The sequence below is a fragment of the Streptomyces sp. NPDC029164 genome (assembly GCF_055563995.1).
The window spans coordinates 186823-200987 of the sequence record NZ_JBVHWW010000010.1; the positions used below are offsets into that span (position 1 = coordinate 186823).

General features: G+C 70.5%; 11 protein-coding genes and 1 tRNA gene. 5 read left to right on the forward strand and 7 right to left on the reverse strand.

Annotated features, from left to right (window positions below):
- Positions 1-264 precede the first annotated feature (264 nt).
- Positions 265-657 carry a helix-turn-helix domain-containing protein gene (locus ACZ4VT_RS12520; protein WP_467948932.1) on the reverse strand — a complete coding sequence of 131 codons (393 nt, stop codon included), beginning with the start codon at positions 655-657 and terminating at the stop codon, positions 265-267.
- Positions 658-1320: 663 nt separating this feature from the next.
- Between ACZ4VT_RS12520 and ACZ4VT_RS12525 the strand changes: the two genes are divergently transcribed.
- The 4 genes from ACZ4VT_RS12525 (at position 1321) to ACZ4VT_RS12540 (ending at position 5468) form a co-directional block, all read left to right on the forward strand.
- Complete coding sequence (locus tag ACZ4VT_RS12525; RefSeq protein WP_467948934.1) at positions 1321-2406, forward strand: hypothetical protein; 1086 nt, start codon at positions 1321-1323, stop codon at positions 2404-2406.
- A gap of 243 nt (positions 2407-2649) precedes the next feature.
- The gene (locus tag ACZ4VT_RS12530; RefSeq protein ID WP_467948936.1) at positions 2650-3585 is read left to right on the forward strand and encodes a hypothetical protein; all 936 of its coding nucleotides are present in this window, start codon (positions 2650-2652) and stop codon (positions 3583-3585) included.
- A 712-nt stretch (positions 3586-4297) separates the two neighbouring features.
- Positions 4298-4370 (forward strand) — tRNA-Arg (locus ACZ4VT_RS12535).
- Positions 4371-4601: 231 nt separating this feature from the next.
- Positions 4602-5468 carry a nitroreductase/quinone reductase family protein gene (locus tag ACZ4VT_RS12540; protein ID WP_467948938.1) on the forward strand — a complete coding sequence of 289 codons (867 nt, stop codon included), beginning with the start codon at positions 4602-4604 and terminating at the stop codon, positions 5466-5468.
- On the opposite strand, the gene ACZ4VT_RS12545 is transcribed toward ACZ4VT_RS12540, so the two are convergent.
- The 6 genes from ACZ4VT_RS12545 to ACZ4VT_RS12570 all read right to left on the reverse strand — a co-directional run bounded on the left by ACZ4VT_RS12545 (position 5392) and on the right by ACZ4VT_RS12570 (position 12980).
- Positions 5392-6690 (reverse strand): ATP-binding protein, encoded by a 1299-nt coding sequence (locus ACZ4VT_RS12545; protein ID WP_467948939.1) that lies wholly within the window; start codon positions 6688-6690, stop codon positions 5392-5394. The two genes, ACZ4VT_RS12540 and ACZ4VT_RS12545, sit on opposite strands and share 77 nt — an antisense overlap.
- Entirely contained in the window at positions 6687-6872 is a 186-nt protein-coding gene (locus ACZ4VT_RS12550) for a hypothetical protein (protein ID WP_467948940.1), read from the reverse strand. Before ACZ4VT_RS12550 ends, ACZ4VT_RS12545 begins: the two co-directional genes overlap by 4 nt.
- 138 nt (positions 6873-7010) lie before the next feature.
- Entirely contained in the window at positions 7011-7685 is a 675-nt protein-coding gene (locus tag ACZ4VT_RS12555; protein WP_467948942.1) for a sortase domain-containing protein, read from the reverse strand.
- A gap of 194 nt (positions 7686-7879) precedes the next feature.
- Complete coding sequence (locus ACZ4VT_RS12560) at positions 7880-8083, reverse strand: hypothetical protein (protein ID WP_467948944.1); 204 nt, start codon at positions 8081-8083, stop codon at positions 7880-7882.
- Between the two features lie 113 nt (positions 8084-8196).
- On the reverse strand, positions 8197-10254 hold the full coding sequence (locus ACZ4VT_RS12565; RefSeq protein ID WP_467948946.1) for an MFS transporter: 2058 nt from the start codon (positions 10252-10254) through the stop codon (positions 8197-8199).
- 110 nt (positions 10255-10364) lie between these two features.
- Positions 10365-12980 carry a D-alanyl-D-alanine carboxypeptidase family protein gene (locus tag ACZ4VT_RS12570; protein ID WP_467948948.1) on the reverse strand — a complete coding sequence of 872 codons (2616 nt, stop codon included), beginning with the start codon at positions 12978-12980 and terminating at the stop codon, positions 10365-10367.
- A gap of 186 nt (positions 12981-13166) precedes the next feature.
- On the opposite strand from ACZ4VT_RS12570, the gene ACZ4VT_RS12575 reads away from it, so the two are divergent.
- Positions 13167-13901 (forward strand): GOLPH3/VPS74 family protein, encoded by a 735-nt coding sequence (locus tag ACZ4VT_RS12575; protein WP_030390041.1) that lies wholly within the window; start codon positions 13167-13169, stop codon positions 13899-13901.
- The last annotated feature ends 264 nt before the right edge of the window (positions 13902-14165 follow it).

A 14165-nucleotide genomic window follows, 5' to 3' on the forward strand; every position in this document is an offset into this window, starting at 1 on the left:
GAGGGTGGGCTTGGGAGGTGAACCTCCGACCGGCCTCTGGGACCGGTTTGAGCAGCAGCTACCTGGCGACCGCGACGGAGGGAAACACGGTGCGGCAGACGGTGCGGCGGTGCGAGGAGTGCCAGACGATGCTGGCGTGATGTGGGCTGCCCGGGACGCAGATGCGGTTGATCCCCTTGAGCTTGCCAGGCGAGCAGTCTGGGCGGGGCTCTCATCACCCACTACCGCCACATCCGACCGTCAATAGCGATCTGGCGCCGTTGCTTACCCAACGCCATCCGATGCGCTCGAGCCTGCGGAAGACGACCCATCCACTACATCGTTGTAGCCCTCGGGAGCCTCGCCAGGCGCAGGGATGCGCCACTCCACGTGAACGGGCCACAGCATCACGCCCAGCGCGCCCTCCAGATCGACCACGGTCAGCATGTCCGGCCAGACCGTGCCGTTGAGGACGTTCGCGATCACCTGGCGGTTGACGCCACTTTTGCGGGCGAGCGCGTTGGCGCTCATACCCCGTTCCGCCATGGCCTCGGAAAGCGCGCGGGCGATGGCCTGGGCGACGAGGGCTCCACGGTGCGCCTGCATCACGGCATGCGGCCACTCGCCGCCGCCCACGAACTCGTTCGGCCTTTTCGCACGTCTCGTTCCTCCAGGCACCTGACAAGTGTGGCGGAGTCACGCTCGCCATGCGTACCCACCCCGCCCATGCTACTGATGTAGCACCCCCTGGTGAAGGGAACCATCGAAAGGACTGCGCGTGATTTCGTGTACCGACTCCCTCCCTGTCATGAACAGCTCCGAGTCGCAAGCAGCCCACATGCCGCCTGCTGCCCATGCTGTGGACGCGTCCGGCCGGGTATCGCGCAGCCCCCACCACGCGGCGTGGAGTCATGGCCCCTACCCGGACGCAGTACCCAGGTGCACTGCCAGGGCTCGGCCGAACCGGACCGGGATCCTGGCGCTGGAAGACGGGCAACACGCTCCTACTGCCAGCGTGATACAGATGCCCCTCTCGCCCTGCATCTCCTCGGCCGACTACCGGGCAAGCCTCAGCCGACCCGGACCAAGCACGGCTTTCAGAGCCACTGCAGAGATCGCCAGCATTCACGATCGCTGCATGGTCGTTAACTACCGTTGACGCATGCACCCTTGCTTCCACCTTCGCCAGGCTGCGCTGCCGGAGTCGAGGACGTGCTGGTCAACTGGCCCGTAAACAGGCAGCTTTGCGATGCCGTGCAAGATCGACAGTTTCCTGCGGAGGAAGACTGCGGTGGCTACGCTGCGCAAGCGCCGCCCACGCGCATGTCCCAGGAGGAACCCGTGCCCACCGCCAGCAGTCATTCGGCAGCTTCCGAACCAGCCAAACCGCTGCCTCACTTCAGGGTTCCGGTCAACAGGCAGATCGCGATCATCAAGACCCTCGGGTCCATGCCCCAGCCCTGCCATGTCAGAGACATCCAGGAGCGCACGTACATCGGCTCGTGGCAAGTCGGAATCGCGATGAAGTTCCTGCTGGATTGCGAGCTGGCCGAGCGCGTTCCCCCTCGGGGTACCTACCGTGCCACGAAGAAGGGTGTCGCTGTCGCGCGCGCCTGGTCAGTAAGCCTGGACGAAGGCCAGCGGGCACTGCACGACGCTTGGAAGGGACTCTGGTTCGTCCGCGCCGCCCGCGAACGCCTCGCGGACGGCGCCGGGCTGCGCGCCGGACTACGGCTCCAGTTCCTCAGGCAGGTCAAGACAGCAGGCCATGAGCAGGGCGTCGACCGGCTCCTGGACCTGATGACCGCAACCGGCTTTCTCCTTGAGGAAGCCGACGGGTACATCAGGTGGCACGCAGACGCGGCAGAGCCCGCCTCCAGGGCCGAGGACGGTCAACCCGAAGCGCAGCTGAAACCGGAACAAGCCGAGACTCGGCAGGACGTTCCCGAGGCGGGCGAGCAGACACCCGCCTCGGATGCGGATAGCTCCCCGGCGAACCACACGGAGTACGAATCCGGGGCCGGCCAGGACGAGCGCTGCTCCGGCCATCAGGAAGACAAGCACACGGAGACGACCACCGGCGTTCCCGGTCCTCGCCGCGCCGCCGATAACAGCTCAGGGCAGCCGTACCACGACCACGACGCAGGGAAGCTCCTGGCCGGGCAGCTCGACCTGGGTGACGTGTGTCATCTGACCCCCGAAGAAGCGGCTGCCCTGCACGACCACCTCACCGGACCGGTCACCACTCTGTCGGCGATGCGGAACCGTTTCCTTAAGCACGGCGAGGTCCTGAACGCCGCACTCCTGACCCCCTGGAACCTGGCTGACATCGCCGCCATGGACCGGGCTGAATGGCTCAACGCGCACTCTCTGGCACGCCAGATGAGCACTGCCGCGCCCCTGAGGAGGCAGCCGACGAACGTCTAAAGACTGGGTCCGGAGGCGTCCTTCTCCTTGGCCGGTGCAGACACCTTCGGACCCCCCACCGCAACCCGACACTTCCCCGTGAGGCATACGCCCGCGAGAGAGGGGGCTTTGGCGTGCCCTCACCCAAGGCGAGAGCCATCAACCACCGTAGCGCGACTGAACCGCGCTCCCCATACTTTTCCGCGAATACCGTGATCATGAGTACGTCGTGGTCAGGGCCCGGCCACCCCGCTGGAGGCCTGCATGGCTAGGGCCACCCTCCGCTCAGCCCTCCGTAAAGTCGTCCACGAATGGGACCTGCGAACACGGGCCGGCACCCTCAGCCCCCAGACCGCCGAGTCCTACATCACCACCTCTGAACGGCTCCTGCTGTACGCCACGGCCCTTGCACTCACCCACCTGGACGACATCAGCGATAACGTCGCTCAAGGGTTCATCGACGCTCCCGGCCACGACCGCCACGGACGGATGATTCCCATCCCGGCCGAAAGCACCCGCCGGGTCCGAAAAGCGGGCATCGACGCCCTCTTCGTGGAAGCGCGCCGGCTCGACCTGACCACCCGGGCCCCACTGCTCGACCTGCCTCTCATCCCCCGTTCCGCACTGCGTCCCACCGGCGTCCTGTCCGACAGCGACATCGACGCGCTGCGCTTCCACGCCGAACGGGGCATGCCTCAGACACGGCACGCCGCCGTCCTCGGGCTCCTTCTGTCCGGGCTGCACACCAGCGAGATCGGTTTCACCAGCACCACTGACCTCGACTTTGGGCACACCCGAGTGTGGGCGCTGGGTGCCACGCATGTCACCGCCCGCTACTGCCCCCTCGACGATGACTGGGCTCGCGAAGTGCTGCGTCTACGCTCGGACTTCATCAGCGGCCTGACCGCGCAGTGTGGCGCCCCACGCGCCCTGGCCACGATCGCGAATTCCCCCGCTTACCGCAGGCAGGCCAGTGTCTGCACGGCGTTCGGTGAGATCGTTCGCAGCAGCGGAACCGCTCCCGATGGCAAATCCGCAAGACCACGCGACGTCTCCAGCTGGCTCGCCGGGAAGGTCCTCGACGCTACCGGCCAGATCGCTGACGTCGCGCTGCGCTTCGGACTGTCGTCCCTTGACCGGGCCGCGCAACTCGCCGACTACCAGTGGCGCCCCCTCACCACCGAGGACGGCATCCTGTGAAACCTGCGGCCCCCAGTCGGCGCATGCCAGCCAATGCTTCCAAGCGCGCCCGGACCAATCCGGGGAGGGAGGGAAAGCCGAGGAAGAAGGAACCGGACTGGATCCTCGGCGCCGTCCCGCAGGATGCACTCAGTCCCGTCGGCTTCCGGCCCGAGCCCAAAGGAGCCGAGGCCCGCAACATCCCGGACCTCGAGCGTCTGGCGTTCCTCGTGGCCAACCCAGCTCTGTACGAGGTGGCCGCGGAGGTCTTCCCGCGGAAGACCTCCGGCAACGCCGGCCGGCCTGCGCACTACCCGCCGTACATCTACCTCATCTTCGTTGCCGCCATCTCGTCTTCAGCAGTGCCCGATCTGTTGAGGCGAATTTGCGCCTCGGCTCCGTGTGGAAAATCGTCGTCGAAGGTGTGCGCCACTGCCTGGGGGACAAGGAGGCCGACTTGCTTCCCGCCATCTCCCTCGCCAAGGCTGCGGGCCCATCTGCCTGACTGCGCCGCGGCCGGCGCGGTCCCGCCAGCGGAGCTCGCTGCTGGCCCCGGGCCTCACCGCGCCGCCACAAGATCACATCCCCCTAATCCGACAGCAACCTACGGCCCCCACCCGCTACACTGGCGCCGGTGCGCAGCCCTGGCTGCGCACCGCGCAAGATCCTGGGACGACGTGTCTGACATCGCGGGGTTCACCCCGATTTCCTACACGTTTTCCCACAGATCCCTGCCTTCGTAGCTCAGGGGATAGAGCACGGCTCTCCTAAAGCCGGTGTCGCAGGTTCGAATCCTGCCGAGGGCACACTTCGAGGACCTCCAGTCGGAAACGGTTGGGGGTCCTTCGTCGCTCTGTGGTTACATGGGCTGCGTGTCGCGTGACGCCGCCTACTGAGATGTGGGCCGGGCGGTGGTTGGGCAGGCACCTGTTCTCGAAGGACCGGGCCCATGGGCGTCTACGCCGCCGGCTACGGGTGATCTCCCTCGGTTTTGCCGCTGCCATCGCACGCACACACCGTGAGGATATTTACACTCCGTGTCATCTTCGTTCAATCGCACTGTCATTGATGAGTTCAGGTCCCGTGCCGGCCGCGTCGGCGGGCCCTTCGAAGGGTCCGAGCTGATCCTGCTCACCACCACCGGAGCCAGGTCCGGGAAGCCGCACACCGTCCCGCTCGGGTTCCTGCGCGACGCGGGCCACGACGGCGGGGACCTGCTCGTCGTCGGCTCCGCCGCCGGGGCGGACCGGCATCCCGCCTGGTACCACAACCTGCTCGCGCGTCCCCTCGTACAGGTCGAGACCGGGACCGAGGAGTACGAGGCCGTCGCCGTGCCCGCCGAAGGGGCGCGGCGGGACGAGCTGTTCGCGCGCGTGGTGCGCGAGGAGCCCGGGTACGGGGAGTACCAGGCGCGCACCGCAAGGGTGATCCCCGTCGTGGCGCTCCAGCGGACGCACGCGGCGGCCGCGGGCGAGGGCGGGATCGCCGGGAAGCTGCTCGACGTGCACGGGTGGCTGCGGGCGCAGCTGGCCCTCGTACGGGAGCTCGTACGGGAACGCGTGCGCGAGGAGCCGAGCGGGGGCGGGCCGCTGCCGCTCGGGCTGCAACTGCGCCAGCACTGCCTCGCGTTCTGCCACTCGCTGGAGTTCCACCACAAGAGCGAGGACGCCGGGCTCTTCCCGTACCTGGAGCAACAGCACCCCCACATGCGGGAGTTCTTCCGCAGGCTCGACGCCGAGCACCGCGTCATCGCGCGGCTCCAGCAGGAGCTGGTGCGGGCGCTGGACGCGCCGGACGGTGCGGGGTTCGGTGAGCGGGTGGAGCGGCTCAGCCGCGAGCTGGAGGCTCATCTCGACGCCGAGGAGGCGCAGTTGCTTCCGGTGCTGCGGGCGCTGGGAGCGTGACGCGGGCCTCGGCGCCGCCCGTCTCCCGGTTGCGGAAGGCGAGGGTGGCGCCGAGGGTCCGGGCCTGGCCCACGGCGATGGTCAGGCCCAGACCGTGGCCCTTGTTCGTGCCCTCCGTACGGAACCGCTGCGGGCCGCTGGCGAGCAGGTACTCCGGATAGCCGGGACCCTCGTCGGTCACGGTCAGGGTCCGGCCGTCCACGGTGACCGTGACCGGGGCGGCGCCGTGGCTGTGCGCGTTGGCCACGAGGTTGCCCAGGATCCGCTCCAGGCGGCGCCGGTCCGTCTCCACCCGCGGCGAGGAGATCACCTCCAGGACCGTGTCGGCGCCGGAGGCCCGGATGGTGCGTGCCGCCAGGTCGGCCAGGTCGTGCGAGTCCAGCTCGACGCGCTCGCTGCGCGTGTCCAGCCGGGAGATCTCCAGCAGGTCCTCGGTCAGCGAGCGCATCGCCTGCACCCGGTCCCGTACGAGCTCGGCCGGGCGGCCCGGCGGCAGCAGCTCGGCGGCGGCGTTCAGGCCGGTGAGCGGGGTGCGGAGCTCGTGGGCGACGTCCGCCGTGAACCGCTGTTCCGTTTCGAGCTTGTCCTGGAGCGAAGCGGCCATGGTGTCCAGGGCCCGGGAGACCGCCGCCACCTCGTCCTTGTTCCGCGCGCTGTCGTCGACCCGCGCGTCCAGGTCGCCAGCGGTGATCCGGCGGGCCACCTGTGCGGTCAGGTGCAGCCGCCGGGTGATCCGGGTGACGCCGAACGCGCCCATGAGGAGCGTGACGCCGATGGCGAGTCCCGAGGAGCCGAGGATGGCCCGGTCCAGATCGGCGATGGTCTGCTCGCTGGCACGGAAGTCCACGGAGACGGCTATCGCGGTGCCCTCCTCGGCGGGAGCGGCCGCCCACATGGCGGCGCGGCCGCGGTGCTCGCCGAGCGCCGTGCCGCGTTTGCCGCCGACGGCCAGGGTGCGCAGCTCGGGGGGCAGGCCGACCGGGTCGATGCCCTCGCCGCGCGGCAGGCGCGCGCCCGTCTCGTAGGCCCTGATGGTCCGCTCCAGCTTGGTGAGCGCCTTCTCGCGGGCGGTGCCGACGGTCTGGTGGGTCATGGCGCGGTGCACGAGGACGCCGAGCAGCGCCGCCAGCCCGCAGCACATGAGCGTGATGAAGACCGCGGCCTTCCAGATCAGGGTGGAGGTCCAGGCGGGCAGCCGCGGGCGCGGTGGCCGCGCTCTCATCGGCGGGGCTCCGCCGGGCTGCCGGTGCCGGTGCCGCTGCCGCTGCCGCTGGGCATCGCTGCGCCGCTGCCGGTGGGCACGGCCGCGCCGCTGCCGCTGAGCATCGCCGCGCCGGTGCCGGCGCGCATGGCTGTGCCGGTGCCGGTGCGCATGCCGGTGGTGACGCGCTCGTCGTCGTTCATGGTCCCCGTTCCCCGTTCCCCGTCCCGTGTTCCGCGTCCCCCGTTCACGGTTCCCCGGTCAGCTCACGGTAGTGCGCCCGTCTCCGCGTGTGGTCGGCGGGATCGGGCGGATCGGGCGGGTCCGCACCCGGGACCCGATCAGGCCACGAGGTCGGCGTAGAAGATGACGTTGTTGGTGCGGTGCCCGTCCTTCAGCGGGCCGCCGCAGGTCAGCAGGCGCAGCTCGGGCCGGTCGGTGTGCCCGTAGACCTTGTCGGTCGGGAAGTCCTCCTTGTTCACGTCCGCGATCTCGCGGATCCTGAACCTGGCCGTCCGCCCGTCCTCACGCGGCACCTCCACCACATCGCCGAGCTTGATCTTCTTGACGTCCTTCATCAGCGCCGGCCCGTGCCCGGTGTCGAAGTGCGCGACGAGCACGGAGACGCCCTTCTCGCCCGGGGTGACCCCCTCGGTCCACCAGCCGGGGCTGTCCGCGTCGGTGTCGGCGTTCGGCACGCCGAGCTCCCCGGAGACCGGGTCCACCGTGAGGTCGACCATCCGCTTCGCGTCCACGCCCGCCGCGTCGATCTTCATACCCGTCGGCCTCGACGGCGGCAGCGCCGGGGCGGCGTCCGCGACGGGCGCGAGGGCGGGGGCGGCGGTGCTGCCCACTCTGGGGTCCGGCGGCAGCTTCGGCCCGCCGCCGGCGCAGGCCACGAGGCCCCCGGAGACCGCGACGGCGAGCACGGCGGCCGCCACGGTACGGCCGGTCCGGCGGCGGGCCCGGCAGCCGGTATCGCGGGCGCGGCGGGCGGGGGCGAGGGGGCTGGCCATGGCGTGCGTACTCCGTGCGGGGATGCGGGCGGACGGGACGGCCATGACGCTACGGGGGGCATATGTGGGTGTTCCGTCGGTGATGTAACGATTCTCCGGCCACCACCCGGCGAACAGTCGCAGACGGAAAAAAGCCCCTCCGGCCGGAACCGGAAGGGCTGCGTCCAGTGACAGGTCGACTCAGACTCAGCCGGCTAGCTCAGGCCACTGGTGCGTTCGCCGATGCGGTCCCCCTGCGGAGTGCCGGCCCGCTTGAGCGCGGCCTTCGTGTGCAGCCCGCCCTTGACCTTGCTCCGTACCGGACCGTCGAAGCCGTGACCCGGCGTACGCGGCGGCTGCACCGGCTCCTGCGCCTTCGCGATGGCCGTCCGGACGTCGCGCTTCTGCTCTTTGTTCATCCCGTCGTCAACTCCTTCGGGAGGCACCCAATCGGACTACTGGGATCGTATGCATATATACGGACCAACGCACCCGGACCGGCATGCAAAGAATTCCGGTCAAGGGTTCCGGATCACCGGCGCGGCGGAGCCGGCAGCTTCGGCTGCCCCAGCGTCTGGTGGACCAGGTCCTCCGGGCAGGGCGTCCCCCGCGGCAGCTGGTACTTCGCCGCCACCCGGTACTCCCCCGGCGCCGGAGCCAGCAGCTCCGTCCACACGTCTCCACTGTCGTCCGGGGCCGCCTTGAAGAGGCATCCGGCCGTGTTCGCGTACTCCTTGCGGAGCGCCCCGCCCTCACCGCTCGCGCCGCGCGCCTTCGACGCGAAGGTCTCCTGCGGCGGCGGCACGGGCTTGCCCGCCCCGTCCACCAGCCCCAGCCACGGGGAGTGCGGGATCCGCACCAGCACCCGCCCGGGCTTCTTCACGTCGATGACCAGGCGGTCGGCACTCGCCCGCACCACGGCCGCCGGTCCGGCCACCAGGTCCGTCGGCTCGTGGACCTTGAACAGCTGCCAGTTCGCGTCGCCCCACACCTGCTGGAGGTACGGGAGCCCCTCGCGCACGAGCTTCGCCTCGTCCTCCCCGCCCGAGTCGGGTTTGTCGGCCGGCAGCACCACGTAGTGCACGGCCCAGCGCTCCAGCCAGGCCCGGTAGCTCTCGGCGGTGAGGGTGTCGTCGTAGAAGAGCGGGTTGCGCTCCAGGTCGGCCTGCCGGTTCCAGCCGCGCGCGAGGTTCACGTACGAGGGGAAGGCGGAGGACTCGCGGTGGCTGCTGGCGGGGACCACCTCGACCCGGCCGCGGTCGGCGCCCGCCTTCTGCAGCTGGTCGACGAGCGGGGCCAGCTCCCGGTTCCAGGCGGCCACCGGGGTGGTGCGGATGATGTCCGTGATGCTGTTGGCGGTGATCCAGGCGTTCAGCCCGACGCAGGCGAGCAGCACCCCGTACCAGCGGCGCGAGCGCGGGAGCTCGTACGCAAGGGCGGCGAGCAGCACGGCCCCGCCGAACAGCATCACCATCCGGGTGACGTTCGAGCCGACCTGGGAGTCGATCACCCAGGTCAGGAAGACCCCGAGGGCGTAGACGGCGGAGGCGATCCGGACCGTCTTCCACCGCTTCGGCACGAGGAAGAGGATCAGCAGCGCGAACACGAACGGCAGCCCGGCCGAACCGATCTTCATCGGCTGCGTCCCGGAGAACGGGAAGAGCCAGGCCGACAGTCCGACCACGGCCACCGGGGCCAGCCCCAGCGCGTACGCACCCGGGCGCCGCCGGCTCAGGAACAGCGCGGCCGCGATCACCCCGAGGAACAGGCCGGCGACGGGGCTGGCGGCGGTGGCGAGCCCGGCCAGCGGGGCCGCCACCGCCGCCTTGGACCAGCGGCGTTGCGCCCACTTGCGGGGCCAGCAGAAGACCGCGGCGACCGCGGCGAGCGCGAACATCGCACCGAGGCCGAAGGTGACGCGGCCCGACAGGGCGTTGCAGAGCAGCCCGTAGACCCCGGCGAGGGCGGGCCACAGCGGCTCGCGCACGGCGCCGCGGCAGCGGGTGAGGATCAGCGCGAGCAGGCCGGCCGAGACGGTGCCCGCGATCATCATCGTGGTGCGGACGCCGAGCATGTGCATGAGGTAGGGCGAGACCACGCTGTACGAGACGGGGTGCATGCCGCCGTACCAGGCGAGGTTGTACGCGGAGTCGGGATGGCGGCCCACGAACTCGGCCCAGGCGTCCTGCGCGGCGAGGTCACCGCCGCTGTTGGCGAAGCTGAAGAACCAGACCACGTGGAGCACGGCGGCGAGGGCGGTGGCGACGGCCACGGGGTGGCGCTTGGCCCAGCCGAGGCCGGCGCGGAGCGGGCCGACGGGCTCGGCATCGGCATCGGCATCGGCACCGGCACCGGCACCGGCACCGGCGTCGGCCTCGGCCTCGGCCTCGGCATCGGCGTCGGCGTCGGCATCCGAACCGGAGCCGGAGCCTGTCGGGCCGGGCCGGGCGAGGCCGCCGGGCCGTATAACGCCGGCCGCGGCGTCATGGCCGGCGGGCGGCTCGGGTACCCCGGAGCCCCCTTCGGCATCCCCGCCGCCGGCCGGCGGGATGGCTTCCTGACGCCGGCCCTGCTGCTCAGCAGTGGTCACTGCCGCTCTCCCCAACACATGAGTCCACACCCGCACACGTCCCGGGTGCCAAGACGCGCCCCGGCGCCCCGGGGTTGCCCGGGGCGCCGGATCCACGCTCTCACCGGATGTCAGCCGACGCGCGTCAGCTTGCTGCCGATGCCCGGCGCGGCGAGGTCGCTCTGCAGCGCCACCGGCACCTTCACCTGGCTGGCGCCCTCGCCGACGGTCAGCATGCCGACCTCGGTTCCGGCCTTCGCCGTCTGCGGCATCTTCGCGCCGCCGTTCGCGAGCTTGACGTCGACGGTCAGCGAGGCCCAGCCGACCGCCTGCACGTCGGCGGTGGCCACGACGGGCGTCCGGCCGCCGAGACCGTCGTCGACGTAGCCCACGACCTCGCCCTTCTTCACGACGGTCGCGCCGTCGAGGGCCTTCTGCGTGGCGACCATCAGCTGCTTGCTCGCGGCGAGCACGGTGTCGATGATCGACGGCTTGTGCTGGCCGAGGACGGCTCCGACGATCAGCTGGTTGGTGTTGCCGACCTTCTTCTGCGCGGCGAAGAGCAGGTTTCCGCCCGCCTTGGTCGTCGTACCGGTCTTGATGCCGAGGGCGCCGGAGGGGCCGGTCAGTCCGTTCCAGTTCCGCCAGCTCTTGCCGTACGGGTCGACCCAGTTGGGCTTCTTGGTGATGTCGAGCAGCGTCTCGATCTCGACCAGCTTCAGACCCAGCTTGACCTGGTCCTCGGCGGTGCTGACCGTGGTCGCGTCCAGACCCGAGGGGTCCGTGTACGTGGTGTTGGTCATGCCGAGTTCCTTGGCGGTGTCGTTCATCTTCTTGACGAACGCCTCCTGGGAACCGGAGTCCCAGCGCGCGAGCAGCCGCGCGATGTTGTTGGCCGACGGGATCATGAGGGCGGCGATCGCGTCGTACTCCGAGATCTTGTCGCCCTCCTTGACCGTGTCGAGGGTGGACTCGTTGTCGGTCGAGTTGTTCTTCTTGCCCTCGGTCTCGGCCGTCTTGTCGACCTCGATCATCTCGCCCTGCTCACCCTTCTTTATGGGGTGGTCGCGCAGGATGATGTACGCCGTCATCGACTTGGTGACGCTCGCGATCGGCACCGGCTTCTGTTCGCCGGACTGGCCGAGCGTGCCCAGACCGGCGGCCGCCATGTACGCCTGCCCCTCGGTGGGCCAGGGCAGCTGCGGCTTGGCGCCCTCGAACGTGTACGAGGACTTCGCGGTCATCACGAGCGTCGGCTCGGGCAGCGGGCGCACCAGCTGTACGACGGCCAGGATGATCGCCAGGAGGGCGACGAGCGGGGCGTAGATCTTGACCCGCCGGACCGCCGTGCGCATCGGGCTCGGCGGCGGGGGCGGGTTGTTCGTGAGGTCCGCCAGCATGTCGAGCGGCGGCTTGGGCGGCAGCGGCTGCTGGGTGGTCCGCTCGGACCGGTCCACGGCGGCGGGCAGCTTCGGCCGCTGCCGCGCCTCGGGCGCGGGTGCGGCGCTCTCCGGACGCAGCGGAACGAAGGTGCTGCCCTTGGGCTCCGCGGCGGCGGGCTCGGCCTGGCTGGGCTTCGTCCCGGCGGGCTTGGTCCCGGCGGGGGTGAACCTGGCTTCGGCCGGCTTCGCCAGGGTCGGCTTCGGGGCGGCGGGCTTGGGGGTCTCCGCCTTGAGGGCATCCACCTTCGGGACCCGGAAGACGGCGGTGCGCTCACTGTCCGCGGGCTTGCCACCCTTGTCGCCCGTGTCGCCCTTGTCGCCCTTGCCGGCCTGGTCGGCCTTGGGCTTCACCTCGTCGGCCGGAGCGGAAGCGGAAGGCGACTTCACCGCGCGGAACACGGCCGTACGCTCGCTGTCCGCAGGCTCATCGGCAGCGGGCCCGGGCTTCGGACGCTCCGGGGCAGAGGTAGAAGCGGAATCCAGCTTCACGGCCCGGAACACGGCCGTACGCTCACTGTCAGCGGGCTCCTCGACTGCGGGCGCGGGCTTCGCCTGCTCCGCGGCCGGAGCAGAAGCGGAAGCGGCGTCCGGCCTCACCGCACGGAACACGGCGGTGCGCTCGCTGTCCGCGGGCTTCGCCTCCGGAGCCGAACCGGAACGGGCAGCGGAAGCCGAAGCGGAAGCCGGAACCGGCTCCTCGGCACGGGCGTCCGGAGCGGCCTCACGCTGCGGCGCGACAGCCGGCCCGGCGGCCTCGGTCTCTTCCCCCCGCACCTCGGCATCCGACCCGGACGCGTCCGCATCCGGCGCATCGGCATCGGCATCGGCGGCCACATCGGCATCCGCGTCCGCATCGGAATCCACCCGTTCGGCCACCCGTTCGGACGTCTCCGCGTCGGCGTCGGCCTTCGCGACCCATGCCGCCACCGCCTCGCGCAGCGGATCCCGCGCACCGTCGGTTTCGGCCACGGGCTCAGCCGCGGAGGCGGGCTCGGGCTCGGCCACGGGCGCGGAGTCGGGCTCGGCCGCGGGCTCGGGCTCGGGCTCGGCCGCGGACTCGGGCTCGGGCTCGGCCGCGGACTCCGGCTCGGATTCAGCCGCAGACTCGGATTCAGCCGCGGGCTCGGGAACCGCGTCGGCCCCGCCCACCGTCTCCGTCTCCGTCTCCGCCTCGCCGGCGCGAACGTCCCGGTCCTCGGGATCCCTCGGCCGGAACACCGACAGCCTCGGATCACGCTCCGCGGACGACTCCGCCGCCCCCGGCGCTCCTGCATCTACCGACTTGTCGGGGGACTCGCCCGCCACCGTTCCTCCTCCATCGCCGCCACGTCCGGCTGTCCGAATGTCTAACAGTGTCCCGTCTCGGGGGCATCGCCCACGTGCTAGACGAGAACGACATAGCTGCGGGTTCCCCCACAAAGCGGCCACGCGCTCTCGACAGATGAATGTGAGAGGCGTCACCCTGTCACTCATCCACGCGGGGAGGCATGGATGGGCAGGAGCCGCAGAACAATTCCGGAGGAGCTTCTGCTGCTCGCCTTGGACCCGGCCACGGGTACCACGGCGCAGCCGCAGTCGCTCGACCTCGGCCTGGCCGGGGCACAGCTAGTGGAGCTGGCTCTGGCAGGACGGATAGCCCCTGATGGGGATCGTATCGCCGTGGTGATGCCACGGCCGACAGGAGATCCGACTCTGGACTCCGCACTGGAACTGCTGCGCAGGCGCGGCAGCCCGGTACGGGCCGTCCACTGGATCGGCGGACCCCGACTGGGGCTCCGTCAGATTTACCTCGCTCATCTGGAGCGCTGCGGCATGGTCCATGCCGTCGCGGGACAGATGTGCGGTGTGTTGCCGACGACTCGCTACCAGGCGACGGACACGGAAATCAGCCGGGAGATCCGAGCCCGGCTCGACAGTGCGATCCGCACCGGCGTACCGCCGGACCCGCGGACCGCGGCGCTTGCCGCACTGGCCCACGCGGTCGGACTCGGCAAGCACCTGTACCCCGGCAACGAGGGGCGGTCGTCCAGGTCCCGGCTGCGGGACCTGATCCGGCACGACCCGATGGGCGGACTCGTGGCGCATGCCGTGATGGACGTCCAGAACGGTGTGGCCGCACAGCCGCGCCGTGACCGCGCACCGGCACCACCGGCCCGGGCCACGGCGAGCAGCGTCCCGCTGCAGCCGCGCCGGACCGGTGCGATGGCCCGCGCGGCCGCGCACTGATCCACCGGTTACCACCAGTTCGGGTCTACGGATCCATCCCGGATCCGGCTCAGCTCGACCTCAGCTCCATCGCAACGCCATTGCCGTGACCGACGTCCGCAAAGACCCGGTTCGGGAACCGCCAGCGGGGGGGGGGGGGGGGGGGGGGGGGGGGGCCCCCCCCCCCCCCCCGTTTTTTTTTTTTTTTCTCTTCCCCCCCCACGCGTCCCCCTTTTTTGGGATTCCCTTTCCACCCAACACCAAAAAAGAGCGTCCCACCCAACA

What these genes read in the sequence shown, in the direction of transcription:
- ACZ4VT_RS12555 (WP_467948942.1), bottom strand. Translation starts at nt 7,685, where the DNA reads ATGGCCAGCCCCCTCGCCCCCGCCCGCCGCGCCCGCGATACCGGCTGC.
- ACZ4VT_RS12530 (WP_467948936.1), top strand. Translation starts at nt 2,650, where the DNA reads ATGGCTAGGGCCACCCTCCGCTCAGCCCTCCGTAAAGTCGTCCACGAA.
- ACZ4VT_RS12545 (WP_467948939.1), bottom strand. Translation starts at nt 6,690, where the DNA reads ATGAGAGCGCGGCCACCGCGCCCGCGGCTGCCCGCCTGGACCTCCACC.
- ACZ4VT_RS12575 (WP_030390041.1), top strand. Translation starts at nt 13,167, where the DNA reads ATGGGCAGGAGCCGCAGAACAATTCCGGAGGAGCTTCTGCTGCTCGCC.
- ACZ4VT_RS12560 (WP_467948944.1), bottom strand. Translation starts at nt 8,083, where the DNA reads ATGAACAAAGAGCAGAAGCGCGACGTCCGGACGGCCATCGCGAAGGCG.
- ACZ4VT_RS12550 (WP_467948940.1), bottom strand. Translation starts at nt 6,872, where the DNA reads ATGAACGACGACGAGCGCGTCACCACCGGCATGCGCACCGGCACCGGC.